The following is a 12,054-nucleotide window of genomic DNA, read 5'->3' as shown; positions in this document are numbered from 1 at the left end:
CTCCGGCCAGCGCGGGCCCGCTCCGGGGAGCGCATCCAGCCTTGATGCGCCCGTGGTTGTTGGGAGTTATCTCGAGCGCCTGCCGCTGTCCGTCGTACGACACGGCCTGTGCGATACAGCCGAGATCTGGACCTTCTGGGCCCAGGAGTCACCTCCGTCGTGGTCGTTCGAGCCTCCGGTTCTGACCCGGCGCTCGTTTCGGCCAGACGACCCCGCCGGCCGCCCGTTTTCGTCGGCCGACATGCTCGGGCATATCGCCACCTTCGGCCCGCCCGACGTTCTATGTGTGTGGGGGCTCGGCATCGACGCAGCGATACTGCAGGCCTGCGCCGGCAGCATCAGAGTCTACAACTCCATCGATGCGCCGGCGCTCCGCGTCCCGGACGATGTAAGCCGCCACTTCGACATCGTTCTGACCGGCGCTGAATGGCAATCCGAAGAGGTCGAGCGCCGTCATCCCGGCATGCTGACGGCCGTCATGCCCATCGGCCCCGAATTCGCGTCACCGGAGACCTTTTTTCCACTTGGACTGGCAAAGACCTACGACGTCATCTACGTCGCCGCCGCGCAGGCCTACAAAAAGCATGAGGTGCTCTTCGACGCGTTGGCCCAAATGCCGCGGTCGATGCGGGCGCTCTGCGTGTGCGGCTACGGCGAACTGGGCGACGTTCTAAGCGCACGCGTTCACGAACTCGGCATTTCCGTTAAGTTCGTCGGGCCCCCGGGCGTGGGATTCCCGGAGCTCAACCGGCTGATGAACCGCGCGCGTATCGGCGTCGTTTGCGGCGTCGACGACGGCGCGCCAGCTATCCTCACCGAATACATGCTCGCCGGCCTGCCGGTGCTCGTCAATTCCCGCCTAACTTGCGGCCTGCAGTTCATTACCCCCGCGACTGGCCGCACTGCGGATGAAGATCGGTTCGCCGCTGTCCTGCAGGAAATGATGACGGATCTAAACAGATTCCGACCGCGCGAAACGGTTCTGCGAAATTGGAGCTGGCCTCATTCCAGCAAGCGCTTCTCAGCGCTGATAGAAGAGGCGCGGCGATGCAAAGCCGACCGTCCGAAGTAAGAGCAGGATAGCGGCCACCACATGTTCGCTAAGAGTGAGGTGACGCTCGGCCCGACATTCCATGCCGACGAAGTCTGCCGGCCATCCGGGACAAGGCACCAACGATGGGGATACGCATGCCAGTGAAGCACAACTCGGTCCACAGATCGCATTCTTCGATAGCGTGATCAACTAAGCGCGCGGAATGCATCTTCTCCGCGCGTTCAACGTTTACTGCCCGCTGCTTCTCCCTGCGCAGCTCGCGCTGTTCACGGCGTTCATCGCGGCTAAGTTCTTTCTTCTTGACGGTTACCGCACTCATAGAATTGCTTCCGCCGGCCTTAACGCCGGGACAGTCGGATGGCTCCGAGCAATTTCGACTTGTGAGTTGCGCTCTCTGTGCCCGCTACCAAACTGGCGCGGTCGCACGCGAGGACCATCGGCATGACCTCAGCGCGGTTCTATCGGTTCCGCTTTCCCCCAATCCGCTAGCGGGTGGTGGACAAACTCTGGATGGCATGGTGGCACATCACGGCACATCGCCGGAGCGACTGCAACGGCAGTCGGTCAGCACCATCTGCCGCGGATCGGGCATCGCTGGCGTTTGGTTGTCGGCGGGGAGCCTACTTCGTCTGAGCGCGACCTCATCGCCGGCCGGATCAGCAGTAAAAAACACCCGGGCTTTCCTCAAGCAATACCTGCCTTCGCGGCCGGGAAATTTATGGTGAAAAGTACGGATCATCGGACCGTGCGCGAGTGCAGAGGCCCAAACTGTAGCTGCTTTTCCTCGACAGCTCACGCGGAGGACGCAGGCGCTGGTGCTCGGATAAGTGCGGACGCATAGTCGAGTCAGGCGCTTCGCGTCGAAGTAAGAGCTGGATTGGATTGAGAGCAGTAAACGACATCGACTATGCAGTCACCTTTTCCAATCTTCCGGCTGAGGTCAGAGAGCGGTTGATCAATTTCGAACTGCACCAGAGCGGTGCTTGCGGGCGTCGAGCCGAGCATGCTGCCCCGGCGATCGACGCCAATGACCCCCGAGACCCTGAGCGGAGAGCGCCTCGACCAGCATTGCGCCGCTGATGCCGAGCCCTACTACCAGCATGTCGCAGGTGACGTCGCGTGTCAGCTTTTGCGTCGGTATGCTGGGAGCACGGTAGGCGTTCCCCTACAGGAACGCGGTCCGCAGGTCGCGCTTGCGCATCATCGTAATCGCCATGGTATGACGAAGAGCATGAACCCTAGCGATCATTCGTCGGGGTCCATCGAAGATAGGTGCGGGCCGACCCATGCCGATCAAGCCGGGCCGCGAACCGGCTATCGCGATGTCGTCACGTAGGCGATCTCGTCGTTGTCACGCTGCCTGCCGCCGAGCGCGAAAAGCGCGTTGACGAAATAGGACGTGGCATCGCTTCCACCACCGTCTCCGGCACTTGCGGATGCTCCCGCCGAGGCGTCCATCGCAGCTCCCGAGGCCACTGTGGAAGCCGCCTGAACGCCCGTGCCAATTGCCGACGATAGTGCCGAGCCCAGTACGAAGCCGACGAGCAACGTGGCCAGCGCCCAGGCCATGAAGCCATGAGCGGTGTCGCGGAAGAACGTCTCGTCGGTATGGATGCCGACTCATTTCGTGCGAAGACGCCCGGATCAGGCGGCCTTGGCCATCTCGTTGGCGGATGCGTCTGCGAGGCCGGTCAAGGCCTCATCGGTCATCGTTTCCTCGCCGAGCGTCTGGTCAAGCAGCTTAGCGGCGTCTGCCATGCCGAGCACCTCGGCCCAGCGTTTGAGCGTGCCGTAACGCGTGATCTCGTAATGCTCGACGGCCTGGGCCGACGAGATGAGACCGGCATCAATCGCTGCCGTGCCCTTGAAGGTTTCGATGATCTCCTCGCCTTCAGAGATGATGCCTTCGATGGCGTCGCAGGTCTTGCCCTGAGGCCGCTTGCCCATCAGTTCGAAGACCTGCTGCAGACGATCGACGTGGCCCTCGGTCTCGTCCTTGTGCTTCTCGAACGCCGCCTTGAGTTCAGGGGATGATGCCGCGCGGGCCATCTTGGGAAGAGCCTTCAGGATCTTCCGTTCGGCGTAATAGATGTCCTTGAGCGTATCGTGGAAAAGATCTTCCAGCGTCTTTTCTCTTGCCATGGGGGTTTTCCTTTGGTGCGCATCTGATGTGCGCTGCCATTCACGGGGTCGTGAAGCGCATCACATACAGCGTCCCGCAAGCGGAAAGGTTCCAAATGTCCCGCTGCGATCGTTGGGTTCCGAAGTCCATTTCGGCGAACATTCTCTGAAGGTCGCCGGTCGTGAGCGGCTATCTGATGAACCGGCCGCCCTCAGCCATACCCGAGGTTTTTGGCCTCCTAGGGCCAGACACGATAAGGTGACAAGGCGGCCACCGGTCCCGAACCAGAAAGGTCAAGGCGAGGCCATCCATGGTTCCCGGCACGTCCACGTCCGTGATCACCGTCCTAGTTGCAGGATCGGACTGCGGCATCGCGATCGCTTCGTCGGCATTGGCCGCTTCGAGAACCGAGAAGCCCATCTCCTCCAGCACCGCCGCCAGATCCATCCGGATGAGCGGCTCATCCTCGACAACGGTATCTTGGCTGCAGGGCGGGAGGCTCACTGAGGCTCCGTAAGATGCAGAATTGCATCCAAGCCTCCCACATCGGGAATGGCAGCTCGCTGCAAGCAGAGGAAATCACCCGTTTAGTCGTTGGGCTCCGGATGGCTCGGAATTTTTCTGAGCCGGCGGTGCTGCGCGGATATCCAAAACAAATCTCGTCGATGATTCGTCCGATGTCACTTCAAGCGTTCCGCCATGGGCCTTCGCAATCTCGGAAGCGATGAACAGCCCAAGGCCTAGGCCTTCGACATTCCGTCCAACGTCGCCTCTCGCGAAGGGCTCGAAAAGGTTTGCCAACGTTTCTGCCGGAATTGGGGCGCCGCCATTCTCCACGACGAGCTCTAAACCGGACTTGTCCGCTTTTGCAGACACGCGGACCGGCTTAGCCACGTCCCCATAGCTCAGGGCGTTGCCGATCAGATTGGAAAGAAGCTGGGCAACGCGTCCGTGGTCCACCGGCACGGCGTGTTTCACCGAGAACTCGGCAATGATTGGCCGATCCGGATGCGCGGTTCGCAGTTCGTCGACAACCTGATCGAGCGTCTGCTCAAGGAGATGAGCATCCGCCTGTAGGTCGAGCGTCAGCCCGCTTCCCAGTCGGGATCTCGCGAAGTCCGCAATGTTGTCGATCAAACCTCGCATACGCAGCAGGCTTCCCTGCATCAGCAGCAGGATCTGTCTGCTTTCGGGTTCCGCCTCATGCTTGCGCATCAGCATCTTGGTGCCCGAGACGACGGATGCGAGCGGATTGCGCAGATCATGGCCGAGCACGGCGATGAACTTCTCCCGCATCGCACCGAATGCCCTTTCCCGGGCAAGCAATTGCTCGCTCACCGCGATCTGATCGACGGAATCGAGGTGAGCGGCGATCAATTCTGCAAAGAGCCTAAACATGCCGACGATTTCTGGATCCTTGAGCTTGGCCGGCTTCGGGTCGATCGCGCAGAGCGTCCCGAAGAAGGAGCCGTCCTTGCGCAAGATCGGCATGGAGATATAGCTCTGGAAGCCATACATCGCCGGCGTCGGATGACCGCAATAGAGGGGATCCTCGACAACGTTGTTGATGATAACGGGATATCCGCTTTGGCGGATCTCGTGGCAGATGGTGGTTTCGACCTTCAACTCGCCTCCGCGCTGAAGGCCAAACGCGATACGGTCCAGCACACTGCACGCGACCCAGCGATCCTCGGTGACGCGTGCGACAGCCGCAAATCCCATTCCCGTCGTCCGGCACACCACGTCGAGGATGGTGGGCACTGCATCGATCCTCCTGATGGCGTCGATGTCCGCCTGATAGTCGCTTTTCAATTGTCGGCTTTCAGTGAGATTGTAGCGGAGGCGTGTCGGTGCCGACGATGCAATGAGACGAATTCGGCGCCCGCAGCACCATCTATCCAATAATGCGCCGACGAAAGACGGCTCGCAATTGGTAACGCGGCGTGCCGGCAATCGCAACGAGTTTCCTGCCGGGCGGACGAGATCATGCTTCGGCGGGGCATGCGGAGAGATAGCCTTTGAATCCAAGGAGACAGTCGGACGTGCTCAGCGAAAGTAGTTACCTTTGCTACCGTGGCGACGGCCCTCAGCCTGCCTCACGAAACAAGATGAGGCGCTGGCGGTCTTCATCCCAAAGGACGAGCTTCACGCAGCGGAGGCTTTCCATGATGGTGATATGGCCGATGCCGCGCAGTTCCGGATAATCCCTCAGCACCTCCGGAAGCCGGTAATATGGCACCCTGCGCGAAAGATGGTGATGATTGCCGATATTGGCCGTCAGCCATCGCAGGAGAAAGGGCAGTGCCGTGCAGGGCGGCGTCCTGGAACTGCCACTGGGGCTTTTGCGACCAGTGCGTTTCCTCGAACTGATGCTGGTCATAGAACAGCCAGATACCCGCCGATCCGGCCAACACCACGACCGGCAGCTGCACGAGCCTGAACGACCCAACATCTACCAGCCAGATGAGGCCGAGAGCCAGAACCAGGATCGCGAGATTGGTCGCCATGGTCGAGACCCAGGGCTCCATGCCCGAGCGCATCATGCCGAAGGGCAGTCTTTGCTTGAACAGGAAAAGCCAGATCGGGCCGATGCCGAATATCACGACCGGGTTGCGATAGAGCCTGTAGGCGAGCCGGCGCGACCGCGAGAGGGACCGATATTCCGCCACGGTCAGGGTCCTGATGTCGCCGACGCCGCGCTCGTCGAGATTACCTGTCGAGGCGTGATGCGCCGCATGCGCACGACGCCAATAATCCTATGGTGTGAACGTCAGGACGCCGATCGCGCGGCCGGTCCAGTCATCCGCCTTGCGGTGAGCGAAGAAGGAACCATGGCCGCAGTCGTGCTGGATCATGAACAGGCGAAGCAGGAGGCCCGCCGCCGGAACCGTCAGCGGCATCCCCCACCAGAAGCCGTGATGCGCTGCCATCGCGGCAAGCGTCCAAAGGCCGACGAACGGGACAATTGTGACCATGAGTTCAAGCAGGCTGCGGCCCCTGCGTGGCTCCCTATAGTTGGCAAGGATCTTCGGCCAGCCTCGTTGGCCACCTCGGTGCTGGGAGAGCGATATGGCGGTCTGCGTTAACGACAATGGGAAGGGCCGCGATGGATTTGGAGACCGCTGCCCGGAACGATCCGGCAAGCAGAAGCCATGTGAAAATAGACGGCCAGTCGGGCTCCAGTATTCATATGAGGCGGTTGTCTTCCGCAGTCTGGCGAGCACGCCGACGGGTACCGTCGGTGTCCGCTTTCCGATGCCGTTCGGCAGCCGCCTCGCGGACGTTTTCGAAGCGGTTTTGTTCGTTCCCTTCCGTTGCCGGCTTCGGGTCTTTTCTCTCGACAGAGGTGATCATTGAATGGGCTCCTGTTGCTGGTTGGTCATTGTAGGGACCGCCGAAAGCCGTCCGGCGATCAGGGATATCTCGCCTCGGAGGCTTATGCGGCGAGAGCGGTAGCGCAGCCTTGAGCGCCCAGCCTATCGGGCGAGGTCTGCCCCGGCATCGTTGCCCAGCCACCGGCCTCGATGAACTGACGCTTCTGGAAGCCGTCGGGTATCGCCTTGAACTCGGCCGTGTCGCCAGCCACCTTCCATGGTTTGCGACGTGCCGCCGGCGACCCAGCCGCTCCAGCTGAAGCCGACGACGATCGTTGCGATCACTGCCGCGGTGCCATGCCCAGACCAGCATGGTCTTAGAGGGCTAGTAGTCTTCCCAACGGCGGGAGAGAGATGTTTCGTCGTGCTCCGCATGACCATGGAGATCCTTCCAGGTTGTGGTGCGGACTGCTTTGTCCGGCCGAAGCGCCGAACGGTTCAGGCACTGTTCTCAGTATCCACCCATGCCGCCGTTGCCGGCCGACCGGGTGGATTCCTTCGCGGGAATGTCGGCGATCATGGCCTCGGCGGTGATCAGGAGCGCAGCGATCGAGCCGGCGTCCTGCAGGGCGGTGCGAACGACCTTGGCGGGATCGACGATGCCGGCCTTGATCATGTCGACATAGGTTTCGGTCTGGGCGTCGAAGCCCTGGTTGCGGTCCTTGCTGGCCGTCAGCCTGCCGACGACGATCGAGCCCTCGACGCCGGCGTTCTCGGCGATCTGGCGGACCGGGGCCTCGAGCGCCCTGAGCACGATCGATATGCCGGCGGTCACGTCGGCATTGACGCCCGTAAGGGAGGACAGCACTGTTTTCGCACGGAGCAGCGCGACCCCGCCACCGGGTACGATGCCTTCCTCGACCGCCGCGCGCGTCGCGTTGAGCGCATCGTCGACACGATCCTTCTTCTCCTTCACCTCGGTCTCGGTCGCGCCGCCGACGCGGATCACCGCGACGCCGCCGGCGAGCTTGGCCAGCCGCTCCCGCAGCTTCTCCTTATCGTAGTCCGCGGTCGTTTCCTCGATCTGTGCGTTGATCTGGGCGATGCGCGCGGCAATCCCGGCCTTGTCGCCGGAACCGTCGACGATCGTGGTCGTGTCCTTCTCGATCAGCACGCGCCTGGCGCGGCCGAGCATCTCGAGCGTGACGTTTTCCAGCTTGATGCCGAGATCCTCGGAGATCATCTGGCCGGCAGTCAGCACCGCGATATCCTCCAGCATGGCCTTGCGGCGGTCGCCGAAGCCTGGCGCCTTCACGGCGGCAATCTTCAGGCCGCCGCGCACCTTGTTGACCACCAGCGTTGCCAGCGCCTCGCCCTCGACATCCTCCGAAATGATCAGCAGCGGCTTGCCGCTCTGCACCACCGCTTCGAGGATCGGCAGCATCGACTGGAGATTGCCCAGCTTCTTCTCGTGGATGAGGATGTAGGGAGCCTCCAGCTCCACGTGCATCTTCTCGGCATTGGTGACGAAGTAGGGCGAAAGATAGCCGCGATCGAACTGCATGCCTTCGACCACGTCGAGCTCGGTCTCGGCAGTCTTGGCCTCCTCGACGGTGATGACGCCCTCGTTGCCGACCTTTTTCATCGCCTTGGCGATCATCTCACCGACAGTCGCGTCGCCATTGGCGGCTATGGTGCCGACCTGCGCAATCTCCTCGGAGGACTTGACCCTCTTCGATTGCGCCTGGATTTCCTTCACGACGGCTGCAACCCCAATATCGATGCCGCGCTTCAGGTCCATGGGATTCATGCCGACGGCGACCAGCTTGGCGCCCTCGCGCAGTATGGAGGCAGCGAGCACCGTCGCCGTGGTGGTGCCGTCGCCGGCGAGGTCGTTGGTCTTCGATGCAACTTCGCGCACCATCTGTGCGCCCATGTTCTCGAACTTGTCGGCAAGCTCGATCTCCTTGGCGACGGTGACGCCATCCTTGGTGATGCGCGGGGCGCCGTAAGCCCTGTCAATGACGACGTTGCGGCCTTTCGGGCCGAGCGTCACCTTGACCGCGTTGTTGAGCAGTTCAACGCCGCGCAACAGGCGGTCGCGGGCTTCGCCGGCGAATTTGATTTCCTTGGCAGACATGATGTTCGTCCAGTTCGGTCTTGAGATCGGGGATCGGCCCGTCAGGCGGCTTCTTGGCGGCCGCCGTTGTCTTCTCGACGATGCCCATGAAGTCGCTCTCCTTGGTCTTGGTCGTCGATCCTGACCTCGGTGCCGGACCATTTGTCGAACAGGATGAAATCGCCGGCCTTCACGTCGGGCGGGATGAGCTTGCCGCTTTCGTCACGCGAACCGGGGCCGACGGCGACCACCTTGCCTTCCCCCCGGTCATGGAGGGGCCGGAACTTCATGAGCGTTCTTTCTGGGGTCCGCCCATAGGGCGACCACTTCAGATACATAGTACTTTGGCGCTCGAATGGTAGGAGTGCCAGAAATATGTTGCAGGGACCCAAATCATTAGCCATCAAACTCTCCGCACACATCCGCATGGAAGACGAAATTCTCCAGTTTTGCGGAAATATTTTCCGGCTATTTATTTCGCTGCATGTGCGAAAATAAATAAAAAATACAGATGGCCTTGCAGAAAAGGCGATCTTAGCCCATATATGAAACTCGTTGATTTGGCCGATTTGGCTTCGCGGTGTCAGAGACTACGACCCGCCATTCACCACCGAATTCTCGATAGCGATGCATGAAGCGCCGATCCGGCGCCCATATCGCTCTGTTCGAACATTGGAACGGACCCCGCCGCTGACCACGGATGTACTGGCAGCACGGAAGTTCGTTCCGGTTCGAATGGGATGATGGGGGGCGCGTTCGCGCGCTTCTGTGGAGGTATCTACCCATGACAACGCGCACGACGCAAACCGTCGTCCGGTTCTCCGCACCCTTCTTGCTACCTGGCTTCGACGCCGCGCAGCCTGCCGGCGACTATCGCGTGGACCAGGATGAGGAACTGCTGGAGGTATTCTCCCGCCTTGCCTGGAGACGTGTAGGCGCCTTTGTCCACCTGCCGGCCATCGGCATTGATGGCCAGACACATCAGATGGCGCCGATCGATCCTGGTGATCTCGACGCCGCACTCGAAAAGGACCACCAGCAGCCATGATTTCGATGAATTCGATCCGGCCAACCGCCCGAACCACCCGCCACGAGCCTCCTACCCATCTTTTCACGATCGGGCAGGCTGTCCGGTTGAGGGGCTGGTTTGGAAAGCTGCCTCAACATGCAGAAATCTACCGCATCACCGGCACGTTGCCGCCACGGGGAGAGTCGCTTCAGTATCGCATCCGCAACGATGACGAGCGTCATGAGCGGGTGACGACGCAAGACAGTCTTGAGCCGGTCGACATGTCGCAATCCGGCAGCCGCGCAACGCTCATCGCACGGACGTTCGGACATGGCTAAGGGCCAGAAACGAAGCAATCGCGAGATCTGAAGGCGAAGCAGGAAAAGCGGCGCCCAAGCCTGAAAGCTCCTTCGGAACCAGATCAAACTTGCTGCGAACGCCAACGCGCCGCGTGGCAAGGGCAAGAACTGAGCCCGTGTTGCGCGCGCGACGAGGAAGGGATGGCGATGCACATCGTAATCGAATTCTACCGCACCCGGGACAGGGACGACGCGCACGCCGTTGTCGGTCGGGAGATTGCTGAAGCTGCCAACCTCGACGACGCAATGGAGGTCGCGCGACGTCTCTCGCAAACGCTTAACATGCCGCAACGACCCGACGCCATGACGATCACCGATGGGGTCGGCACGGTGCTCTATGCCGGCGCGCCCGAAGCCGACGTCCCTAATGAAGAAAGCACACGCCCATGAACGCCCGCAACAATGACACAAAGCGGACACAACAGACCCCGGACCTCGCCATCGACAGATGGGAAAATGAGGGCGGCGCGCACCGCCATGAATCCCCGGACCATCACTATGGCCGGCGCGTCGAAACGGATCGCTCCTGGACGGTCTACCATGTCTTCACGGGGGTTCCGGCCCGCATTAACGGCAACACGATGATCGGGCTGACTCAACGGGTTGCGACCGACGGGATGCTATCGCTTAATCGCCACAACGAACCGCGCCGCCGAAGTGGAGGCAGCCCGATGGCAGACATCCGGACTGCACAACGTACGTCAGAGGAATGCCGACGGTGACCCTCGAATTCCCTAATCCGAGCCGCAGCTTCGACGAAGTGCGCAACGCCGTTCGCTTCATCGGACATGATGGCATGTTCGAGGTGCCGTTCTTTGTAGAGACCGCAGCGCTGGCAAAGCCCGGCAAGACGCAATTGTCCGAAGCGGACTCTTTGACGGCTTTCGATTCGGCGTGCAGTTCGATCCACGATGTCGCACGCGAGGCCTATTCCTACGGCCGCCGTACCACCTATACGCTGACCGCTGCCGATTTCCGGTAGAGGGATCGCGTCATGCTGATCCGCTACGGATATGAGATCACGCTGACCTGCCAGCAGCCGACCGCGCCAGTGTGTCTGCTGTCGGTGCACGTCCCGATTTCGACCTACCGCGATCTGTTCGGCAACCGCTGCGGCAGGCTCGTCGCGCTCGCCGGCGACCTGACCATGTGGGGCGATGCAACGACTGGGATGACGGACAGTTGGACAGGGTGATGCCTGGCGCGCAGGAGCTTCCGGTGCCAGAACTGCCGGACGACAACTGAGCCAGGAGGCGTGGGACATTTAGGCAAGGTCCGGCCGGGGCGGGGTCGCGTGCAGGCCATCTGCGACCTCGAGCACAACCATGTACTCTTCGATTACATGCAGGCCCGCTCGACACGGACCGCGTTCGACACCTTTAATGAGCGGCTAGGCGTCTGCCGCGACTTCGCGCATCTGGCGGTCACGTTTGCCGAGCGCTCAACATTCCGGCCCGATGCGTGAACGGTCATCTTGGCGACATTTGCGTACCGGTTGTCGATCCGATGGATTTCATGGATCGAGTTGTTTATCGGTGGCGAATGGCAATACTTTCGATCCGCGCAACAACGTGCCTCGAATCGGCAGGCTCGTTGTTGCGCGGCCGTGACGCGATCCCGCTCATCAATTCCTTCAGTCTGCATGTGCGCAGGGGCTTTCAGGTATGAACCTATGAGGTCACGACCATCTCCTAAGGCCCATCGCAGCAGTGTTGTAGTTCCGCGGCATCGAGCCAAAGCCTGGGGTTTTCGCCATACTCGCTTCCGATAGAACTTCCAGTTCCTCCAAACATAACCCGACGCGACGCTGATCGTGGCTCGCATCGTGACCTGAGACGATACAACGAGGGCTGTGGAGGGTCTGCTCGCGACAAATTCTCGAACGCTCGCAGTAGCGTTTCGAGTTAAGGAATGACTCGGCATCCTTCACAGTGCCTCTCGAATGTCCGCGGATAGGTGTCATCGATGACACTTGGAACGGTCGACATGGGGGCGCGTTGCAGACGTCAGCTTCGGGGCCGTCTGGACGGCCTTCCGTTGGCAAGGGGTATTTGAGCGTCGCAGCTGCTGGTTGGTG

Annotated in this window: 12 protein-coding genes and 5 pseudogenes; 8 read left to right on the top strand and 9 right to left on the bottom strand. The window is 61.1% G+C overall.

Annotated features, from left to right (window positions below; all coding sequences use genetic code 11):
- The first annotated feature begins 52 nt into the window (after positions 1–52).
- Positions 53–1,072, top strand: coding sequence for a glycosyltransferase (locus tag PD284_RS24130; RefSeq protein ID WP_274630892.1), 1,020 nt, complete (start codon positions 53–55; stop codon positions 1,070–1,072).
- Between the two features lie 756 nt (positions 1,073–1,828).
- Positions 1,829–2,134 (top strand): CGNR zinc finger domain-containing protein, encoded by a 306-nt coding sequence (locus PD284_RS24125; protein ID WP_274630968.1) that lies wholly within the window; start codon positions 1,829–1,831, stop codon positions 2,132–2,134.
- Between the two features lie 294 nt (positions 2,135–2,428).
- On the opposite strand, the pseudogene PD284_RS24120 reads toward PD284_RS24125, so the two are convergent.
- The 9 genes and pseudogenes from PD284_RS24120 to PD284_RS24080 all read right to left on the bottom strand — a co-directional run.
- Positions 2,429–2,698 (bottom strand): annotated as a pseudogene (locus tag PD284_RS24120) (hypothetical protein); the annotation flags it as partial.
- Complete coding sequence (locus tag PD284_RS24115) at positions 2,699–3,196, bottom strand: YciE/YciF ferroxidase family protein (RefSeq protein WP_274630891.1); 498 nt, start codon at positions 3,194–3,196, stop codon at positions 2,699–2,701.
- A gap of 169 nt (positions 3,197–3,365) precedes the next feature.
- Complete coding sequence (locus PD284_RS24110; protein ID WP_274630890.1) at positions 3,366–3,680, bottom strand: response regulator; 315 nt, start codon at positions 3,678–3,680, stop codon at positions 3,366–3,368.
- 75 nt (positions 3,681–3,755) lie between these two features.
- The gene (locus PD284_RS24105) at positions 3,756–4,988 is read right to left on the bottom strand and encodes a GAF domain-containing sensor histidine kinase (RefSeq protein WP_274630889.1); all 1,233 of its coding nucleotides are present in this window, start codon (positions 4,986–4,988) and stop codon (positions 3,756–3,758) included.
- 274 nt (positions 4,989–5,262) lie between these two features.
- Positions 5,263–6,268 (bottom strand): annotated as a pseudogene (locus tag PD284_RS24100) (fatty acid desaturase).
- 94 nt (positions 6,269–6,362) lie between these two features.
- On the bottom strand, positions 6,363–6,530 hold the full coding sequence (locus tag PD284_RS24095) for a hypothetical protein (protein ID WP_274630888.1): 168 nt from the start codon (positions 6,528–6,530) through the stop codon (positions 6,363–6,365).
- An 82-nt stretch (positions 6,531–6,612) separates the two neighbouring features.
- A pseudogene (locus PD284_RS24090) lies at positions 6,613–6,863 on the bottom strand (hypothetical protein).
- A 138-nt stretch (positions 6,864–7,001) separates the two neighbouring features.
- Positions 7,002–8,630 carry a chaperonin GroEL gene (gene groL / locus PD284_RS24085; protein ID WP_274630887.1) on the bottom strand — a complete coding sequence of 543 codons (1,629 nt, stop codon included), beginning with the start codon at positions 8,628–8,630 and terminating at the stop codon, positions 7,002–7,004.
- 52 nt (positions 8,631–8,682) lie between these two features.
- Positions 8,683–8,899: pseudogene (locus PD284_RS24080) on the bottom strand (co-chaperone GroES); the annotation flags it as partial.
- 494 nt (positions 8,900–9,393) lie between these two features.
- Here PD284_RS24080 and PD284_RS24075 point away from each other — a divergent pair.
- The 6 genes and pseudogenes from PD284_RS24075 (at position 9,394) to PD284_RS24050 (ending at position 11,645) form a co-directional block, all read left to right on the top strand.
- Positions 9,394–9,657 carry a hypothetical protein gene (locus tag PD284_RS24075; protein ID WP_274630886.1) on the top strand — a complete coding sequence of 88 codons (264 nt, stop codon included), beginning with the start codon at positions 9,394–9,396 and terminating at the stop codon, positions 9,655–9,657.
- Between the two features lie 5 nt (positions 9,658–9,662).
- Positions 9,663–9,956: a hypothetical protein gene (locus PD284_RS24070; RefSeq protein ID WP_411956291.1), complete on the top strand. Its 294-nt coding sequence runs from the start codon at positions 9,663–9,665 to the stop codon at positions 9,954–9,956.
- 168 nt (positions 9,957–10,124) lie between these two features.
- Positions 10,125–10,367: a hypothetical protein gene (locus tag PD284_RS24065; protein WP_274630967.1), complete on the top strand. Its 243-nt coding sequence runs from the start codon at positions 10,125–10,127 to the stop codon at positions 10,365–10,367.
- Complete coding sequence (locus tag PD284_RS24060; protein WP_274630884.1) at positions 10,364–10,699, top strand: hypothetical protein; 336 nt, start codon at positions 10,364–10,366, stop codon at positions 10,697–10,699. Before PD284_RS24065 ends, PD284_RS24060 begins: the two co-directional genes overlap by 4 nt.
- The gene (locus PD284_RS24055; protein ID WP_274630883.1) at positions 10,696–10,959 is read left to right on the top strand and encodes a DUF1488 family protein; all 264 of its coding nucleotides are present in this window, start codon (positions 10,696–10,698) and stop codon (positions 10,957–10,959) included. The genes PD284_RS24060 and PD284_RS24055 overlap by 4 nt, the downstream gene beginning before the upstream one ends.
- A 12-nt stretch (positions 10,960–10,971) precedes the next feature.
- Positions 10,972–11,645: pseudogene (locus tag PD284_RS24050) on the top strand (transglutaminase-like domain-containing protein).
- The last annotated feature ends 409 nt before the right edge of the window (positions 11,646–12,054 follow it).

This window comes from Mesorhizobium shangrilense, assembly GCF_028826155.1.
Classification (GTDB): Bacteria; Pseudomonadota; Alphaproteobacteria; order Rhizobiales; family Rhizobiaceae; genus Arvimicrobium; species Arvimicrobium flavum.
The sequence above is the reverse complement of the archived record's forward strand: the minus strand, read 5'-3'. Positions and strand labels throughout refer to the sequence as shown.